The sequence below is a fragment of the Coriobacteriia bacterium genome (assembly GCA_031292615.1).
Classification (GTDB): domain Bacteria; phylum Actinomycetota; class Coriobacteriia; order Anaerosomatales; family JAAXUF01; genus JARLGT01.
Genome location: JARLGT010000068.1, coordinates 1 through 18,677, shown reverse-complemented (window position 1 = coordinate 18,677; position 18,677 = coordinate 1). Strand labels below are relative to the sequence as shown.

Below are 18,677 nucleotides of genomic sequence, written 5' to 3'. Positions count from 1 at the left end.
CGGCGAGCCCGCCGCCGGCGAGTCGGTTCCGGCGCCGAACGATTCTGCCCGCTTGGCGTCCCGGCGTGAGATGCTGTGCGTATGAGAGGCGGTCGGTATCCCATTGGGGGGGCTCGACGAAGAAGCGTCTGTTCTCGCTCGTGCTCGGCGTGGTGGCGGTCGCATGGCCGCTAGTGCCGTCAGCCGCGATGGCGAAGGCGAGGATCGCTTCGAACGTGCGCTTGGACACACGAAGTCCACTGCGTCAGGCTGCAACTCTTGCGTCGGACTGCGACAATGCCGATAAGTAGATACTGGTAGCCATGCAGAATCGAACGGGGGCTCTACCGATGAACGCCAAACTCCGGCTCGCCGCGTGCCTGCTTGCGGTCGTGGCCGTCATCTCGACGGGGTGCACGTCGCTCCTCGGCGGCGCCTCAACGCCGTCGGTGACGACTCCCAAGCCCGGGGGCGCCTCGGTGGGGGCCAGCTCCACGGCCACGCCCGGGACATCCACCCCTGCGACGCCCGTGGTGGAGAACACCTTTGCGGCAGAGCCTGCGCCAAAGCCGGCCGATCCCATCCTGACCAGCGGTGACTGGGGTTACCACGCGGGAATCGACTGGGACGATGCTGGCGGCGGCAAGCAGATCAACTCAACTGCCGAGCAGAACGAGCGCTACAAGCTCATCAAAGAGCAGTACACGAAGCTGCTCGACGCATTGAAAGACAGCAGCGGCGTCAAACGACTCGTTTCAGCTGCCGGCGGCGACACGAGCGACATCAAGTACTCGGTCGTCACGATCGACGCGATGGATCTGGTCGCTCCGCACACCCCGTGGGTGACCGCGACGCTGCGCGCGACCTTCCCGTCCGAAGATGGCCTCAAGGCCGTCGACGTGTTCGTCTATCGCAACAAGACCGCCAAGGGTCTGAACAACACGCCGTACGTAAGCGGGACGTCGGTGGGCTACGTTGACACCGACGGCTCGATCAAGAACCCCTCGCACCCGGCCTTCCCGCGCTAACGCAGCGGCGGGCAACCCGGCATGTTCACGAGCGCGGTTCGCACGGCCGCCCAGTTCACGTTCCCATACGTCGGTCTGCGCCGACGCCGGTGCAGCCACGTCTACTCCACGATGGGCGCGTTCGTGGTTCTCAACGCGCAAGGCTGGGTTCTGACCTCGAGCCACCTCGTCGACGAGATCTTGGCCGTCGAGGCCGAGGCCCTGTCCGCCGCCGAGAACCCGGGAGATCAGGTCTGTACCGATCACGTCGAGATCTGGGCGGTTCCGGGCTTCTCCGAGACGCACCCTCGACTGGTAGAGGCAACGGTGCGCCCGCTGTGCGATCTTGCCGTCGTGCGGCTCGAGCCTTTCGACGCCACGGTAATCGCTCAGTTCCCGCTGCTACGCGACGTGAGTCGCGATCCTATCGAGCAGGGGATGTCGGTGTGCCGTCTGGGCTACCCCTTCCACGACATCGCGGCCGGCTGGGACGCCGAGCGCCACGAGTTCGCGCTCGGGCCTGAGGCGTTTCCGGTGCCGTCGTTTGCTCTGGACGGCATCGTCGCGCGATTCCACCGCATATCGGCGGAGAGCAGCGACGAGACGGCGACGTTCATCGAGACTTCGACGCCTGGCCTGCGGGGCCAAAGTGGCGGCCCTCTGCTCGACACCAACGGGCGCGTCTGCGGCATTCAGTCGCACACCACCCACCTCGACCTGGGCTTTGACGCGGGCTTCCAGTCTGGGGAGACGGTTGTGACCGAGCGCCAGTTCCTCAACGTTGGTGCCGCGACGCACATCTCGGAGGTTGTCGGGCTACTCGATCAAGTGGGAGCGACCTACGTCTTTGGCTAGGCGGCTCGCGCCGCGGGTCGGCTACTCCTGGACGGTGACGGATGCACCCGGATCGAGCGGGTTGAGCCGAACCGCTAGAGAGAACAAGTAAGGGTAGGCCGTCTGCAGGTGGCGCACGTACTCGAGCCACTGCCCGGTGAGCAGCGTGAACGCGCGCTTTACGTCCCCAGCCAGATGGATGCGATCCGCTGGCGGCAACCCCTCGAAGTCGCCACGCGCGTCGAGCTCCTCGGCGAGGTGCGTTACCGCCCAGAGGAGCTCGGTGAACGACTCGTGCTCGAGCAGCGCCTGATTGCCGAGCAGCCCGAGAAGGAACGGCTTCTCTCGGACGAGCATCGCCTTGAGTTCGTACAGGTCACAGGACGAAAGGTCGATCTTGGCGCTGTGGGAGTCTACCGCCGCACGTGCTTTCCCGTAGTCGGCTGCCTGCCACTTGGCGGCCGGAACGAGTTGGTCTCGGACTTCGCCGAGCGAAGAGTCGGCGACTGCGAGTTTGCCCAGCAGCTCGGTCCCGACCTCGGAGAAGAATGCGCCGATGACCATGTTGAGCTTCTGGAGCATCGCGCGTTTCTCGCGAACGCGCAGGATGCGGTCGATTAGCATCGTCACGATGGCCACCTGCAGAAAGAGGAACGCAACGTCCCCGAGCAGGAAGCGCCACATCTCGCTGTGGTACTCAGGTGTCGCGAAGATGACCCACCGGACCGCGTAGAGGGCTACTCCGGCAACGATGAGCACGAGCAGGACGAGGAGCTCCGAGCGGCGGGAGTTCATGGGCGGCCTTCGTACGCGGGTGGGTAGGAACACACGAAGGATACCCGACCGCCCCCGATTAGGAGGAAAAGAAATGACGCGCGCCAGGGTCGCCCTCACAGCCACCCTGCTCCCGCTTGCCTTGGCCGCTGCGCTGGCTGGCGGATGCGCCTCAGGCTCTTCGGCCAGTGCAGCGGCCAGCGTGCCGCCGACAGACGGTGCGGGGCTGGTCTCGGTGTTGTGCACGCAGTGCCATCCGCCCGAGAGGGTCGCCTCGGCACACAAGGACCGCAACGGGTGGAGCGCCACGATAGCCCGCATGGAGGCTCACGGGCTGCAGGTGACCGACCAGCAGCGCCAAAGCATCATCGACTATCTGACCAAGCGAGACGGCGGCTCCTAGGCTCGGGTCCCGATGACGGCGCTCACGTATACTGTGCGGCGTCGTTTGAGCGGCGCACTGCGCGCCCGGGTCGGGAGGTCACGTGGGAAGCATTCTGTCTACGTTCGCGCATCCCGCCTCTTGGATTGCGATTCTCACGCTCGCCATGCTCGAGATCGTCTTAGGCATCGACAACCTCGTCTTCATCGCGATCCTCACGGGACGCCTTCCCAAGGCGCAGCAGAAGTCGGCTCGGCAACTGGGCCTGGCCGCCGCGCTGGTGACGCGCCTGATGCTGCTGTTCTCGATTTCATGGATCGCCCGGCTGACCACGCCGCTCCTCACCATCAGCTGGATCAACGTCAACGGCCGCGCCTTCGAGCTCACTGGACAGTCGATCGTGCTGATGGGCGGTGGCCTGTTCCTGATCTACAAGGCCGTAAGCGAGATTTACCACAAGGTAGAACTGGGCGATGAAGGCATTCGCGAGGGTGGCGTCCCGCGCAACCTCGCGCTCGTCGTGCTCAACATCGCGTTGATGGACGTCATCTTCTCGCTGGACTCTGTGATCACCGCCGTGGGCATGGTAAACGACATCCCGATCATGGTCGCCGGCATCGTCATCGCCATGATCGTCATGGTGGCCTTCGCCGATCCCGTCTCGAACTTCATCAACGAGCATGCCTCGCTCAAGATCCTGGCGCTGTCGTTCTTGCTGATGATCGGCACGCTCCTGACCGGCCAGGCGCTTGGCTTCGATGTCCCCAAGGCGGTCGTGTACGGCGCGATGTTCTTCGCACTGGGTGTGCAACTTATCCAGATGCGCTACGAGGCGAACCTGGAACGCCGAGAAGCAGCTCGCGCGCTCGACCGGTAGGGGTCTGCGCGCGTCACCTCCGCCGTGCCCGAGGCTACTCGGCGTAGATCGAGTCGGGCGGCAGGAGCAAGCTGGCTGCGTGGGGCAGGATGCGCGCGGTGAACGGCGTGAACGCGTCGAGCATCTCTCCGTCGTACTGGATGGGGAGTGGCGGCTCGGCACGCACCGTGACGCGCGCCGCGACGTAGACGTCGATCCCCGGAAGGTGTTCGGCGCCCGAGATGCTGGCGACGACCGCGGGGAAGAGCTCGGCGACGTTCCGAGGCCGGATGACCACTACCTGGAAGAGGCCATCGCGCGGGTCAGCACCGAGGGCCAAGGGAACGTCGAACTGCAGCTTTGCGAAGTTGACTATCAGCACTCCAATACCGTCGGTGACAAGCTCCTGGCCGTCGAGCTCGATGTGGAAGTGCGCTGCCGTAGGCATGAGGTTCGAGACCGCCGAGACCCAGTAGGCTGCGGCGCCTATGTTGGCCTTCATGGGCTTGGCGCCTTCGACGATCGAAGCATCGTAGCCGGCGCCGGCCAAGATGGTGAACCCTCGCTTGGTCACGCCGTCGCCAATCCCCCTGGGCACTTCGAGTTCGCCAAGGTCGAAGTGGGTGACGCGGCCTTCGAGCGTGGTCTCGGCGAGGTGGCGTGGCTCGACCGGCATCCCGATGTTCTGCGCGAGCAGGTTGGCCGTCCCGGCGGGATAGACGAGCACCGGCACGCGGCTGTCGCGCATGGCGTAGCAGACCGCTGAGGCGGTGCCGTCTCCGCCAGCTGCTACGACGCGATCGAAGTGCGCCGCATCGTGCACGAGGTCGCCCAGCACCCGGTCGCCGTCGCAGAAGCGCATGGTTATCTCGGCGCCGCTGCCGCCCAGGACGCGGACGTAGTCGTAGAGGCCGGCGTCGCCGCCGCCCGAGCGAGTGTTCACGACTACGAGAATGCGCACGTGGGAAGCCCTTTGTGTTGGAAGGTGCCCGACCTCGCCAGCAACGCCGAGGTCGTTTACCCTGATAATAGTCCACTGAGCGATCGATAAGAGGCCGTTGAAGACAACGACCTGCCGATCCTCTGGCATTAGGAGCACGAGCCGCTTGTACGTAACGGATACGCAAGCCCTGGTCGAACTCGTGGGCCAGTTGAGGACCTCTCCGGTAGTTGCGGTCGACACCGAGTTCATGCGTGAGCGAACCTACTTCGCTCGGCTCTGCCTGATCCAGCTGGCCTCCGATGACGTCGCGGCGATCGTCGATCCTCTCGTGATCGAGGATCTCTCGCCGCTGCGAGACCTGATGGTCGACCCTAACGTAGTGAAGGTCTTTCACGCCGGCTCGCAGGATCTGGAGATCTTTTACCGCCTTCTCAACGAGGCCACCGCACCCGTCTTCGACTCGCAGGTCGCTGCCACACTCGCGGGCTTTCCGCAGCAGGTGGGCTACGGTGCGCTGGTCAAAGAGATGATGGGCGTGACTCTGGACAAGGGCGACACGTACACGGACTGGGCCAAGCGCCCACTGTCCGACACGCAGGTCGAGTACGCCCTCAACGACGTGCGCTACCTGCCCGAGATGTATCGCCGCCTCGTCGCTGAGCTCGAGCAGGAAGGTCGGCTGGCGTGGCTTTCCGCCGATTTCTCGCGCATGGAGGACTCGGCGACGTACGCCTGTTTGCCCTCCGAGCAGTGGCGCCGAGTCAAACGCGTCTCTTCGCTGAACCGTCGCCAGCTGGCGGTCGCGCGCGAGGTTGCAGCGTGGCGCGAGATCGAGGCGCAGCGCCGAGACGTCCCGAAGCGCTGGGTGCTGGGTGACGAGAGCGTGGTCGAGATCGCGCGCCGAGCCCCCAAGACGCCCGAGGAGCTCGCAGGGATTCGCGGAGTCAGCGACAAGATCGGCCGAGGCGCCCAGAAGGGTGTGCTCCAAGCGGTTCTTGCTGGCGTGGCCGTGCTCGAGTCCGACCTGCCCGTCATCGCGAAGCGTCGTCGCGTGCAAGGCGACGTAGACGGGGCCGTCGACCTCATGATCGCGCTCGTTCGCACGCGCGCTCGCGAGCACGGCGTGGCCATGCCGCTGCTGGCCTCGCGCGACGATCTCGAGCGTCTCGCCGGAGGCGAGCGGGAGGCAAGCCCTTTGCTTGAGGGATGGCGCCGCACCATGGTCGGCGACGAGCTGGTCGCTCTGCTCGACGGCACGCTTGCCATGCGGCTCAAAGACGGCAATCTGGTCATCGAGGCCCGCCCGGCGAAAGCCGCCGAGGGTAAGTAGACCGCAACGCTCTTGCGACCGGCCGGTGATGAGCGCCGGGCCAAGTTGACGGAGGCCCCAATGATTCTGAACTCCTCGTGGCTCATGCTGATCATCATCTCGACGGTGCTCGGTTTGGCCACCCAGAGCTACATCAAGTCCACGTTTCGGACTTGGAGCCAGGTTCCTCTGCGCAACGGGATGACGGGCGCGCAGGTTGCGTCGCAGGTGCTGCAGGCCAACGGCATCGACGCCGACAACACAGCCATCGCGCAGCAGGTCGTGCAGGTCGGGCGGCCGCACGTGAGGATTCAGGCCATCGGCGGCAGTCTCTCGGACAACTACGACCCGCGCGACAAGACGCTGAATCTCTCCGAGCCCGTGTACGCAAGTTCGACCGTTGCCGCTGCCGGCGTTGCAGCGCACGAGGCCGGGCATGCTGTGCAGGATGCGCAGGGCTACATCTGGGGCACGCTGCGCTCGGCGCTGGTGCCCGCGGCGTCGTTTGGCTCTGGCGCCGGCATCTGGATGGTCATCATCGGCGCGGTGTTCTTGGGCTCGATGCCGCTGGGCATCGGGATTGCTTACGTCGGCATCGCGCTTTTCGGCTTCGCGGTGCTGTTCCAGATCGTGACGCTCCCGGTCGAGCTCAACGCCTCTCGGCGTGCGCTGACCACCCTCGAGTCCACCGGGATGCTCGACTCCGAGCAGCTGGGTGGCGCTCGCAAGGTTCTGACGGCGGCAGCGCTGACATACGTTGCGGCGGCGCTGATCGCTGCGCTGCAGTTCCTGTACTACTTGGGATTCTTGCGCCGGAACTAGCAAGGACGGACATCTTGAATCAAACCCCGGGGCCGCTGCTAGCGGCCCCAGTGCGTGTCAGAGCCTGCTGGTAGAATGGGCCAACGAATCCAAGAGGAGTCCCGTGGCCGAAGATCGAGCGCTGACAGTCACTGAGGCGATGACCGCCGCCAAGCAGGCGCTCGAAGGCGTGCGCGTGCGGGTCGTGGGCGAGGTCTCGGAGTTCAACGACAAGCCGGGCTACAAGGCGGCGTACTTCACGGTCTCCGATGGCGGTGCCGCCATGCCGTGCCTGATGTGGCGCGACCAGTACCTAGCGAGTGGGGTGTCGCTTCGCTGCGGCATGCTGGTCGAGTTGTCAGGTGCGTTCTCGGCGTATGTGCCGAAGGGCCGCATGCAGTTCACGGTCCGCTCGCTCACCCTGGCGGGCGAGGGCAACCTGCGTCTCCAGGTCGCGGCACTGGCCCGCAAGCTCGAAGCGGACGGTCTCATGCGCCCGGAGCGCAAGCGAGAGCTGCCCCGCTACCCCCAGCGGATCGCGGTCGTTACCTCGCCGCGCGGCAAGGCCATCCACGACGTGCTGCGGACCCTGCGCCGTCGTTATCCGCTCGCCGAGCTTCTTGTGGCCGGCGTTGCCGTGGAGGGCGAGGGAGCACCGGCCGCCATCGTGGAGGGACTCAGGGCAGCGTCGCTGTGCTCGGCGGATGTGGTCCTGCTGGTACGAGGCGGTGGCTCCTACGAAGACCTTATGCCGTTCAACTCCGAAGAAGTTGCGCGCGCCGTCGCCAGGTGCCCAGTGCCCGTGGTGACCGGAATCGGCCACGAGCCCGACAACTCCATCGCCGACATGGTCGCCGACCTGCGAGCGTCCACACCCACCGCCGCCGCCGAAGCCGTTGCGCCATCGCTCGAGGAGTTGATGGGCGTCGTCAAGCGCGAGCGGCGGGCGCTTGCGCGCGCGCTGCAGAATCGCGTGCAGTCCGCTGCAGCACGCGTCGCGCGACTGGCCGAGCGGCCCGTGCTGCGCGACCCCCACGCGGTTCTTGGCGTGGCCGAACAGGCGCTTGATCTGCGTGCAGTGCGACTTGCGCGGGCGCTGCCCGAGCGTATCGCGCGCGACGCGCAACGGCTTGCGTACTCGCGAGAGAGGCTGACTCGGATCGGCCCGCGAATCATCGAACACGAGCAGGCGAGAGTCGGTTTGGCGGCGGCGAGGCTTGACGACCTCTCTCCTCTCAAGATTCTCGGACGCGGCTACTCAGTGTTGTATGCGGCCGACAGGACCACCGTGATCGAAGCCGTCGGCTCTGTGAACGTCGACGATGCAGTCTCGGTGCGGGTCGGCGATGGGTTCATCGACGCAACTGTGACATCCACCCAGCTCAAGGAGGAAAGATGAGCGATCCAACATGCGCGGCGCCATCGGAGCGGTCGTTCGGCGAGGCACTTGCTGAACTCGACAAGATCGTGGCGCAGCTCGAAGGCGGACAGCTCGAGCTCGAGGAGAGCATGGAACGCTACACGCGCGGCGTGAGCCTTCTCAAATCGCTCAAGGCCCAGCTCGATGACGCGCAGCAGAAGGTCACGATGCTGATCGGCGAGTTGGAGGAGGAGACAGGCGTAGCTGACGCACCCGCGCAGACACCCTCTCCCGCGGCGCCCGGTCTGACAAGTGAAGAGGTTCCGTTCTAGCCGACGACGACTACAGGAGGAGCCAGACCAATGGACGACTGCATCTTCTGCAAGATCGCGACGGGTGAGATTCCGAGCACGCCTGTCTTCGAGAACGACGACGTCATAGCCTTCGACGACCTGTCGCCGCAGGCGCCGGTGCACACGCTCGTCATCCCCAAGGCCCACTATCGCAACCTCTCAGACGACGTGCCCGCGAGCGTTCTGGCCGCCGTGTTCTCGGCGGTGAGCGAGGTTGCTCGCATCAAAGGCGTCAGCGTCAGCGGCTATCGCGTGATAGTCAACAACGGCTGGGACGCAAACCAGACCGTTCAGCACTTACACGTTCACATCCTGGGCGGGCGTCGAATGAGCCACGGTATGGTTCTGTTCGCCGAGGAAGCCTGACGTGCCACCCCGCGTCCCAGTCACGTTCTCGCCAGCCGGAGTGACCATCTGGGTCGAGCCCGGGTCGACGGTCGCTGAGGCCGCCAAGGCGGCGTCGGTGTTGCTCTCAGCCCCATGCGCTGGCCGAGGCGTGTGTGGTGGCTGCGGCGTACGAGTCGTCGCGGGCGCGCTTGAGTCGCCGGACGAGGTCGAGACCCGCGCGCTCGCCCGCGCGCCCCTCGGGGTGCGCCTCGCATGTCGCGCGCGTGTCGCAGGGGCCGTTGAGGTGCGGCCGTTGTACGCCGGTGCAGCTGCGAACGACGCCGGACCTGCCGCGGCTCTGGGAGCTGCGGCTCCGCCGTCTCGAGACGTCGCGCTGGTCGCGGGCATCGACCTTGGGACCACGTCGGTCGCCGCACTCATCGCCGAGGCTGACAGTGGCCGAGAGCTCGCTCGCGGCTCAGTCGCAAACCAGCAGTCGAGTTTCGGCGCTGACGTGCTGTCGCGCATCTCGGCGTCGTTGAGCGGCGAGTCCGACGCGCTCCGGATCCTCGCCGAGAACTCGGCGCTCGCTGCGTTGCGCGCTGCCGGCGAAGCGGGGGGCGCACAGGTGTCTCGCATCGAACGCTTGGTGGTCGCGGGCAACAGCGCGATGGCTGCATTGCTAATGGGCGCCGATGTGACGAGCCTCGCGTCGCACCCGTTCACTCCTCCCGTGGGCGGCGAACCGCTCGCGACGGATTCGGCTCTGCGGGAAGCAATCGCACCTGGAGCCGAGGCGAGCCTTGTAGCGCCGATGGCTGCCTTCGTGGGCGGGGATGCGCTGGCAGCCACGGTGGCCGCAGGACTCGTGGACGTCGACGCGCCGATGCTACTGGTCGATCTGGGCACGAACGCCGAGCTCGTGCTCGCCAAGCCCGACGGTCTGCTCGTATCGTCAACGGCTGCAGGCCCCGCGTTTGAGGGCGTCGGCGTCTCGTGCGGCGGCCCCGCGATCGCCGGCGCGGTAGATCGAGTTGAGATCCTCGACGGTGCCGTGCGTCTGCATGTAATCGGCGATGCCGAGCCACGGTGGTTCAGCGGCGCGGGCCTTGTCTCGGCGATTGTTGCGCTGTTGGCAGTCGGCCACGTTGCGCCCGACGGCGCCATGCTCGCAGACGGCCCGCTCTGTCCGCAGTTTGCGCGCGACGAGGCTGGCGTGCTTGGCGTGCGACTTTCGGCCGACGGAGCCCCGCTCATCATGCTCACCCAGCTCGACGTGAGGGCCCTGCAGCTGGCCAAAGCCGCGGTTCGCGCGGGCATCGAGACGCTGCTGCGCCATGCGGGTATCTCGGCGGGCGAGCTGGGCGAACTGCTGGTCGCGGGCGCCTTCGGCGCTGCATTGGAGCCGACGGACTTGGTGGCCATCGGGGTGTTGCCGAGCAACACCGCGTCGAAGATCCGGCGCGTGGGCAACGCTGCGCTGGAGGGTGCCGCCGCGATGGCGCTCGACTCCGGCCTGTCAGACATTGCGGCGCAGACCGCTGCCCGCGCCGTGCACGTCGACTTGGCCGCCGACGCCGAGTTCAGTGCCGACTTCATCGTTGCGACGGAGTTGCGCCCGTACGACGCGTAAGACGGCCCCGTTCTGGTGAGGCTGGCGGTCGGCTGCGGTCGTCGGCACGACTCGAGCATGGTGACTGCGCCCGGTGCGACAACCTGTCTCTAGATAGCCGGAAGCCCCGGCCTTCGGGCCGAGGCTTCCTTAATCCTTCCCTGGATTACTACCCCTGAGCTCATGTCGGGCTTGCGGTCTGCCTGGGAGCCGCTGAACGCGATGCCGGTCGCGAATCGCCCGTGCCGGTTGCCGTCCGGATCCCCCGGAAGCGGCGTCTTACTTAGGGAAGGGAAACTGTATTGGAGCCAACATACTCCTCGGAAAGTACGTCTGCAACATTTGTTACAACGATAATCCACGGTTTCTTCACGACTGTCGCCACACGGTAGGAGATGTGCCGCGAGCGGTGCTCGGCGAGGCGGGAAGTGGGCATCCAACAGAGGGGACGCCGTTGACCGAAGGCTTTGCGCCGTCCACCCGACCATGTGGGGGGAACTCGTACTTCTGGCAGGTAGTATCGGCTCGGGCCCCCGCGCTGGGGCTGCGATACGCGTTCCGGTCCGGCGCTCAAGCGGAACGCGTGCGCATTAGGGAATCCCGTCGATGAAAGACAGGAGGCCGTCAATGACTGACGAGTCCAAGAGCTTCGAGTCTGTGCAGGGTGAAGGCGTTGTCGTCCAGCCCGCACCTTGGGTAAGCGAGCACGCGTGGATCAAGAACATGGACGAGTACCAGACCATGTACGACCGCTCAGTGAGCGATCCCGAAGGCTTCTGGGCCGACATGGCCAAGGAGCTTGTCTACTGGGAGAAGCCCTGGGACAAGGTTCTCGAGTGGGAGTTTGATACCCCCAAGGTCGAGTGGTTCAAGGGCGGAAAGACGAACGTTGCATACAACTGCCTCGATCGTCATCTCACCGACGGCCGTCGCAACAAGGCCGCGATTATCTGGGAGTCTGACGAGGGCCGCAGCAAGATCTATACGTACCAGTCGCTCTACTACAAGGTGTGCAAGTTCGCCAACGTCTTGAAGAAGCACGGCATCAAGAAGGGCGACCGCGTCGCGATCTACATGCCGATGATCCCGGAGCTCGCCATCGCGATGCTTGCTTGCGCCCGTATCGGCGCCATCCACTCGATCGTATTCGGCGGCTTCTCGCCGAGTTCGTTGCGCGACCGCATCCAGGACAGCGGCTGCAAGATGCTCGTCACCGCCGATCAGGGTCTGCGCGGCGGACGCCCCATCGAGCTCAAGGCGATGTCCGACGAGGCTCTGCTCGAGTGCCCAACGGTCGAGACCTGCATCGTTGTCTCGCGCACCCAGAACAAGGTCGATATGGAGCCGGGTCGCGACTTCTGGTACCACGAGGAGATGCGCGCCGACGACATCGGACGCCACTGCGATATCGAGTGGATGGACGCCGAGGACCCGCTCTTCATCCTCTACACGTCGGGCTCGACGGGCAAGCCCAAGGGCGTGCTTCACACCACCGGTGGATACCTCGTCTACACGACGATGACGTTCAAGTACACGTTCGACTATCACGAGGATGACGTGTTCTTTTGCACGGCCGACATCGGATGGATCACCGGCCATAGTTACGTGGTCTACGGTGCTCTCTCGCTCGGGGGCACGTCCGTCATGTTCGAGGGCATTCCGAGCTATCCCAACCCGGGTCGCTTCTGGGAGATGATCGACAAGCACGGCATCAACCAGTTCTACACGGCCCCGACTGCAATTCGCGCCCTCATGAAAGCCGGCGATGAGTGGCCGGCCAAGTACGACCTGTCCACGCTTCGCGTCCTCGGCACCGTTGGTGAGCCGATCAATCCCGAGGCATGGATGTGGTACTACAAGAACATCGGCCGTGAGCGCGTGCCGATCGTCGACACGTGGTGGCAGACCGAGACCGGTGGCCACATGATCACGAACCTGCCGGGCGCCACGCCGATGAAGCCCGGCTCGGCGACCAAGCCAATGTTTGGTGTCCAGCCCATCATCCTCAACGAGGATCAGTCCGAGACTGCGGTGGGCCAGGGCGGGCGCCTCTGCATCAAGTTCCCGTGGCCGGGTATGCTGCGCGGCACGTGGGGCGACCCCAGCAACTCGCGCGTCAAAGAGGTCTACTTCTCTCAGTTCCCGGGCTACTACTTCACGGGGGATGGTTGCCGCAAGGACACCGACGGTTACTACTGGCTGCTCGGCCGCGTCGACGACGTCATCAACATCTCCGGCCACCGTCTCGGTACGGCCGAGGTCGAGTCGGCTCTCGTCTCGCACCCGCTGGTTGCTGAGGCCGCCGTTGTCGGCTTCCCGCACGACATCAAGGGTGAGGGCATCTACGCCTACGTCATCCTCAAGGCCAACGCTGAGGCTTCCGCTGATACAGTCTCGATCCTACGGGGTCACGTGCGCTCAGAGATCGGCCCGATCGCAACACCGGATCACATCCAACTCGTTCCGGACCTGCCCAAGACCCGCTCGGGCAAGATCATGCGCCGCATCCTGCGCAAGGTTGCTGCCGGTGAACGCGACATGAGCCAGTTCGGTGACACGACGACGCTTGCCGACCCCAGCGTGGTCGATACGATCGTCTCGGGCGCGCCCAACGTGGAGTAGTTCTCGCGATAGCACGGCTTCGACCTGGAGCCCCGATCCGCTAACCGCGGGTCGGGGCTCCGTTTGTCGCCGGGAAGGTGCCGTTTGTCGCGAGTTGTAACACTTGTCACCACGGGCGGCGGGGCGCACCTGCATGGTAGAATCGCCGTCGGCCCGCGAGCATGCGCACGCGTGACCCGCCACCAAGGATTCCGCAGTGAAAGGAACCTCTACGCATGGCTTACAACGACCTCTTCTTGCGCGCCGCCCGCCTCGAGCCCACCGAGCGCACGCCCGTCTGGATGATGCGACAGGCCGGCCGCTACATGCAGCAGTACCGCGATATCCGCTCCAAGCACGGCTTCTTGGAGATGTGCCGCACGCCGGAGCTTGCTGTCGAGGTCTCGATGCAGCCGGTCGACCTGGTGGGCGTCGATGCGGCGATCATGTTCTCCGACATTCTCGTCGGCTTTCCGGGAATGGGCTTGGATCTGGAGTTCGCCAGCGGCAAGGGCCCGGTCATCAACAACCCGGTGCGAACCGTTGCTGACGTCAAGAAGCTCGGCGTGGCCGACCCGATCGCTGACACCGGCTACGTGCAGGAGATCATCAAGATTCTGCGGGCCGAGCTCGTGAACAAGGTGCCGCTGATCGGCTTTGCCGGAGCCCCGTTCACGCTGGCGAGCTACGCCGTCGAGGGCCACGGCACGCGCGACTACGAGAACTGCAAGGCGTTCATGTGGTCCGAGCCCGAGGCGTGGGAGCTGCTGCTCTCCAAGTTTGCCGACACAACCATCGACTACCTCAAGATGCAGATCGACGCGGGTGCTCAGGTCGTCCAGCTGTTCGACAGCTGGGTAGGCTACGTTGCTCCGCGTGACTACGAGCGATACGTGCTTCCGCAGACGCAGCGCGTATTGGCCGCCGTCAAGGCACACGGCGACAAGGTCGTTCCTGTCGGCGGAGTGCCGGTCATCTACTTCCCCAATGGCGGCACCTCGATGCTTGACCTGGCCCAGAAGGCTGGCGGCGACATCATCGGCGTGGACTGGCGTCTGGACATGAAGAAGGCCGTCGAGCAGATCGACCCGAAGTTCGGCATCCAAGGCAACATCGATCCGGTCGCGCTCTTCGCGCCCGACGAGCAGCTCGAGGAGATGGTTGTCGAGATCCTCGAAGCCGTCGGTACGCGTCCGGGCCACATCTTCAACCTCGGCCACGGCATCCACAAGACCAGCGATCCCGAGAAGGCGCGCACGATGATCCGCTTCGTGCACGAGCACTCCGAGCGCATCCGCGCCGGCGCGGGGGCGTAGAACCTCCATGGCACGCACCGGCGTTCTGTTGCAGGGCTACGGCGGGCCGAAGACGGTCGCAGACGTTGGCCCGTTTATGCTGAACCTGATGGGACGAGTCCCGTCACCGGAGCTCTTGGCCCGTATCGAGTCGCACTATGAAGCGATCGGGGGCGGCTCGCCGCTTCTCGAAATCGCGGACAGCATCGCCGTGGCGCTCGAAGTGCGGCTCACCGCTCACGGCTACGACGTGCCCGTGCGCGTGGGCATGCGCTATTGGGAGCCCTACATCGCCGATACCGTCGCCGAACTGGTGGCTTTGGGCTGCGACCGCATCGTGGCTCTCTCGCTCTCGGCGTTCGAGTCCGAGATCGCTACGGGCGCGTACCGCAAGGCAATCGCGCCGGTACTCGCCGAGCACCCCTGCGTGCACCTCGTGGAGGCGCCTCTGGCTGCCGTTCACGCTGCGTATGCCGAGTTCTTCGCGCGCAGCGTCACCGAGGCGCTCGCGCAGCTGCCGGGTGCAGCCGTCGTGGCGTTCTCGGCGCACAGCCTGCCGCTTTCCGACCTCGTCGCCGACGATCCGTATGTGAGCGGCATCGAGACCACCGCTCGCAACGTCGCGCGACTCTTGGGGCTTGCTGCCCCGTCCGCCGATGCGGGCGCGCGATTCGGCGAGCAGTTCGCTACGCTGGGCAGCGACGACGGCCCGCATCCTTGGTACCTCGTCTACCAGTCGAAAGGCGCTAGGCCGGGCGCATGGCTCGGCCCGGAGCTGGACGTCTTGCTCGAGGGGGCGGCCAAGCTCGATGAACCGGGAGTCGTCGTGTGTCCGATCGGATTCATGACCGATCATATGGAGACCCTCTGGGACCTCGACATCGTAGTTAAGAAGCGCGCAGCCGAGCTTGGAATCCCGTTTGTACGAGCTGCCGTACCCAACGTCGACGACGCCCTTTTGGACGTACTCGCCGACTCGGTGGCCGCGCTCGTCTAGGGCAAGCAGTATCACTGTGTCCTCCAAGGCTCGGCGTTCGCGACGAGTTGGTGCAACGTGACGAAGGAGCATCGCCTGTGAAGCACGTCATCATCATCGGCGGCGGAATCGCCGGTCTCGGCGCGGCCTACAAGATCCGCCGTGCGGCCGAGGCCGGCCATGAGGTGGCCTTCACGCTGGTTGAGAAGGACTTGCGTCTGGGCGGCAAGCTCGCAACCGATATCGTTGAAGACCCCGACGGTCGCGGTACGTTCGTGGTCGACGGGGGCAGCGACTCCTTCCTCACCGACAAGCCGGCCGTCCATCGGGTCGCCAAGCTGCTCGGCATCTTCGACGACGAGACGCCAACGCTCGAGGAGAACAAGAAGACGTTCATCGTCAAAGGCGGGCAGCTCGTCGAGATGCCCGACGGCATCATGTTGTTCGCGCCCACAAAGATCGTACCGATGGCCACGACCAAGCTGTACTCGTGGCCGGCGAAGTTCCGCATGGCGCTCGACCTCGTCATGCCCGTGCAGACCAAGTGGGCCCCCGGCGAGACGGCACAGCAGCACGACGAGTCTGTCGAGAGCTTCGTGGTGCGTCGCCTCGGCCGCGAGAGTCTCGACCGGCTGGCGGAGCCGCTCGTGGGCGGAGTCAACGGCTCAGATCCCGCCGAGATGTCGCTTGCGGCCACGTACCCTAGCCTGCTCGAGATGGAGCAGAAGTACGGCTCGCTCGTGAAGGGCTTCCTCGCCCAGCGCAAGATGGTCGAGGAGATGAAGAAGAAGTATCCACCCAAGCCCGGCGCCAAGCGCCGGACGTTCTTCAGTTCGTTCCTGCTCGGGCTGCAATACCTCACCGACAAGATGGCCGACGCAGCGGGGCGCGAGAACATCCGGACGGGCGTTGGCGCTGCGCGCATCGAGCACGTGGGGGACACGTGGCGCGTTCTGCTCACCGATGGCTCGGTGCTCGAGGGCGACGCCGTCGTGCTTGCGACCGAGGTTTGGGCCGCCGAGCCGCTCGTGCGCGGCTTTGACGCCCCCACGGCCGACCTGCTCGCCACCATTCCGTGCTCGTCCTCGGCGACCATTCTCATGGGACTCGATGAGGCCGACTGCCCGTTCGACAAGAAGTGGCATGGAATTCTGTCGCCCGCCGTCGAGCACGAGCCGGTGACCGGCATCTCGCTGATGTCGTCGAAGTGGCCCGACCGGGCGCCGAAGGGCCGCGTGCTGATGCGGGGATTCGTCGGCGGCCCGCGCGACCAGGAGATCATCAAGAAGAGCGACGAGGAACTCATCGAGATCGCGCGCCAGGCGTTCATCAAGCTGCTGGGCGTCAACGTTAACGCGAAGCCGCTGTTTGCGCGCGTATATCGGTGGGAGGGTGGCATGCCGCAGTACACGTTGGGACACTTGGATCGAGTCGACGAACTGGAGGCACGTGCCGCCGAGATTCCCGGCTTCGCGCTGGCCGGTGGCGGTTACCGCGGCGTGGGCGTGCCGAACTGCCTTGACTCTGGCGAGAAGGCCGTGACCAAGGTGCTGGGTGAGTGGGGTATCGCGCTTGAGGAAGACGCCGAGCAACCCAAGAGGCTCTACTGATTGCGGGAGTAGATCCGCGTCGCCTAGCGCGACGCTGTGCACACTCGAGCGCGAATCCGCGAGGGCGACTACGAGGTGAAGGAAGCACATGAAGAAGGTCATCATCATAGGTGGCGGCGTTGCGGGCCTTGGGGCGGCGATGAAGGTCCGACGAGCCGCAGAGGCCGGCAACGACGTCGACTTCGTGTTGCTGGAACGCGATTCGCGCGTAGGCGGCAAGATCGCCGGCGAGCTGGTGAACGACGAGTACGGGCACTGGATCGTCGACGGTGGCCCTGACAGCTTCCTCACGATGAAGCCAGCCATGCACCGCATCGCCAAGCTGTGTGGCATCGACGGCGACAAGATGCCTGCCGATGAGTCGCGCAAGCTGACGCTCATCCTCAAGAACGGCAAGCTCTATCCGATGCCGGATGGCGTGATGCAGTTCGCACCAACCAAGTTCTTGCCCTTCGCCACGACGGGCCTGTTCTCTTGGCCGGGCAAGTTCCGTGCGGGCATGGACCTCTTCATCCCCAAGAAGAAGCTCGCTCCGGGCGAGTTCAACGACGAGACGCTCGAGCACTTCATCGTCCGACGGATGGGCCGAGAGATTCTCGATCGCCTCGCCGAGCCGCTCGTCGGCGGCGTGCACGGCTCCGACCCCGGGCAGATGTCGCTCGCGGCGACGTTTCCCAACCTGCTCGAGATGGAGCAGAAGTACGGCAACATGATCACCGGCTTCCTGGCCCAGCGCCGCATGGCCGAGGAGATGAAGAAGAAACATCCGCCCGATCCCAATAATCCGCGGACGTTCTTCACGGCGTTTACCGGGGGCATGCACGAGTTCACCGAGGCAATGGCGGACTTCGCCGGTCGCGAAAAGATTCGCACGGGCGTGGAGGTCAAGAGCATCAGCAAGTCCGAGGACGGCGTCTGGACCGCCACTCTTGGCGACGGCACGACGGAGGCAGGCGACGCGGTTATTCTGGCGACAGAGTCGTGGGCCGCCGAGTCGCTTGTGCGCGCCATCGACTCAGACATAGCCGACAAGCTGGCCGAGATTCCGTCGAACTCCTCGGCGACGGTCTCGTTTGCCTGGAACGAGAACGAGATCGGGATCGACCTGAACGCGTTCGGCGTTCTATGTCCGGCGTTGGAGCGCAGCGCGCTTCTCGCGGTCACATACTCGTCGACCAAGTGGCCGGGGCGTGCGCCCAAGGGCAAAGTGCTGCTACGCGCCTTCGTGGGTGGGCCGAACAACCAGGCGATCATGGAGCAGTCCGACGAGGAGTTGCTCCCGGTCGTCGAGAAGGAGTTGCGCGCCATCCTAGGCATCAATCCGGCGGCCAAGCCGCTGTGGTCGCGCTTCTTCCGCTGGGATGGCGGAATGCCGCAGTACACGATGGGCCATCTCGACCGAGTCGACTTCATCGAGGAGCGCGAGAAGACGATCGCAGGTCTGGCGCTTGCGGGTGGGGCGTTTCGAGGCGTCGGGCTGCCCAACTGCATCGAGAGCGGCGAAAAGGGCGTGACGAAGGTGCTCGCCGATGTCGGCGTGGACTATGACGACCCGAAGGAGCCCGCCCGCTCCCGCTAGTCTATCGTCCCGCGCGCAGGCTTCCCGAGGGGCGCCCGTGCTCAGACATACTCGAAAGGGCCGCCAGTGGCGGCCCTTT

Annotated in this window: 18 protein-coding genes; 15 read left to right on the top strand and 3 right to left on the bottom strand. The window is 65.2% G+C overall.

The window, feature by feature from the left end; genetic code table 11:
- Positions 1-229 (bottom strand): hypothetical protein (locus P4L93_06005; GenBank protein ID MDR3686488.1); only part of this gene is annotated, 229 nt, incomplete at its 3' end.
- A gap of 100 nt (positions 230-329) precedes the next feature.
- Here P4L93_06005 and P4L93_06000 point away from each other — a divergent pair.
- Both P4L93_06000 and P4L93_05995 read left to right on the top strand, forming a co-directional pair.
- Positions 330-1,007, top strand: a complete 678-nt coding sequence (locus P4L93_06000; protein MDR3686487.1) for a hypothetical protein — start codon at positions 330-332, stop codon at positions 1,005-1,007.
- Between the two features lie 21 nt (positions 1,008-1,028).
- Positions 1,029-1,841: a serine protease gene (locus P4L93_05995; protein ID MDR3686486.1), complete on the top strand. Its 813-nt coding sequence runs from the start codon at positions 1,029-1,031 to the stop codon at positions 1,839-1,841.
- A 21-nt stretch (positions 1,842-1,862) separates the two neighbouring features.
- Here P4L93_05995 and P4L93_05990 read toward each other — a convergent pair whose 3' ends face one another.
- Complete coding sequence (locus P4L93_05990; GenBank protein ID MDR3686485.1) at positions 1,863-2,615, bottom strand: hypothetical protein; 753 nt, start codon at positions 2,613-2,615, stop codon at positions 1,863-1,865.
- Between the two features lie 73 nt (positions 2,616-2,688).
- Here P4L93_05990 and P4L93_05985 point away from each other — a divergent pair, with 73 nt between their 5' ends.
- A complete protein-coding gene (locus tag P4L93_05985; GenBank protein ID MDR3686484.1) occupies positions 2,689-2,997 on the top strand; it encodes a hypothetical protein in 309 nt (102 codons plus the stop codon).
- An 82-nt stretch (positions 2,998-3,079) separates the two neighbouring features.
- A complete protein-coding gene (locus tag P4L93_05980; GenBank protein MDR3686483.1) occupies positions 3,080-3,853 on the top strand; it encodes a TerC family protein in 774 nt (257 codons plus the stop codon).
- A gap of 34 nt (positions 3,854-3,887) precedes the next feature.
- Here P4L93_05980 and P4L93_05975 read toward each other — a convergent pair whose 3' ends face one another.
- Entirely contained in the window at positions 3,888-4,793 is a 906-nt protein-coding gene (locus P4L93_05975) for a diacylglycerol kinase family protein (GenBank protein MDR3686482.1), read from the bottom strand.
- A gap of 145 nt (positions 4,794-4,938) precedes the next feature.
- Between P4L93_05975 and rnd the strand changes: the two genes are divergently transcribed.
- The 11 genes from rnd to hemG (P4L93_05920) all read left to right on the top strand — a co-directional run bounded on the left by rnd (position 4,939) and on the right by hemG (P4L93_05920) (position 18,598).
- Complete coding sequence (rnd, locus tag P4L93_05970; GenBank protein ID MDR3686481.1) at positions 4,939-6,105, top strand: ribonuclease D; 1,167 nt, start codon at positions 4,939-4,941, stop codon at positions 6,103-6,105.
- Positions 6,106-6,165: 60 nt separating this feature from the next.
- On the top strand, positions 6,166-6,906 hold the full coding sequence (locus P4L93_05965; GenBank protein MDR3686480.1) for a zinc metallopeptidase: 741 nt from the start codon (positions 6,166-6,168) through the stop codon (positions 6,904-6,906).
- A gap of 103 nt (positions 6,907-7,009) precedes the next feature.
- A complete protein-coding gene (xseA, locus tag P4L93_05960) occupies positions 7,010-8,284 on the top strand; it encodes an exodeoxyribonuclease VII large subunit (protein MDR3686479.1) in 1,275 nt (424 codons plus the stop codon).
- The gene (gene xseB, locus P4L93_05955) at positions 8,281-8,577 is read left to right on the top strand and encodes an exodeoxyribonuclease VII small subunit (GenBank protein ID MDR3686478.1); all 297 of its coding nucleotides are present in this window, start codon (positions 8,281-8,283) and stop codon (positions 8,575-8,577) included. The genes xseA and xseB overlap by 4 nt, the downstream gene beginning before the upstream one ends.
- A gap of 30 nt (positions 8,578-8,607) precedes the next feature.
- Entirely contained in the window at positions 8,608-8,964 is a 357-nt protein-coding gene (locus tag P4L93_05950; GenBank protein ID MDR3686477.1) for a histidine triad nucleotide-binding protein, read from the top strand.
- Between the two features lies 1 nt (position 8,965).
- Positions 8,966-10,558: an ASKHA domain-containing protein gene (locus tag P4L93_05945; protein ID MDR3686476.1), complete on the top strand. Its 1,593-nt coding sequence runs from the start codon at positions 8,966-8,968 to the stop codon at positions 10,556-10,558.
- 606 nt (positions 10,559-11,164) lie between these two features.
- Positions 11,165-13,159 carry an acetate--CoA ligase gene (gene acs, locus P4L93_05940; protein ID MDR3686475.1) on the top strand — a complete coding sequence of 665 codons (1,995 nt, stop codon included), beginning with the start codon at positions 11,165-11,167 and terminating at the stop codon, positions 13,157-13,159.
- Positions 13,160-13,374: 215 nt separating this feature from the next.
- Positions 13,375-14,454: a uroporphyrinogen decarboxylase gene (hemE, locus tag P4L93_05935; protein MDR3686474.1), complete on the top strand. Its 1,080-nt coding sequence runs from the start codon at positions 13,375-13,377 to the stop codon at positions 14,452-14,454.
- Between the two features lie 7 nt (positions 14,455-14,461).
- Positions 14,462-15,430: a ferrochelatase gene (hemH, locus tag P4L93_05930; GenBank protein MDR3686473.1), complete on the top strand. Its 969-nt coding sequence runs from the start codon at positions 14,462-14,464 to the stop codon at positions 15,428-15,430.
- Between the two features lie 77 nt (positions 15,431-15,507).
- Positions 15,508-17,019, top strand: coding sequence for a protoporphyrinogen oxidase (hemG, locus tag P4L93_05925; GenBank protein MDR3686472.1), 1,512 nt, complete (start codon positions 15,508-15,510; stop codon positions 17,017-17,019).
- An 88-nt stretch (positions 17,020-17,107) separates the two neighbouring features.
- Positions 17,108-18,598 (top strand): protoporphyrinogen oxidase, encoded by a 1,491-nt coding sequence (gene hemG / locus P4L93_05920; GenBank protein MDR3686471.1) that lies wholly within the window; start codon positions 17,108-17,110, stop codon positions 18,596-18,598.
- Positions 18,599-18,677: the final 79 nt, after the last annotated feature.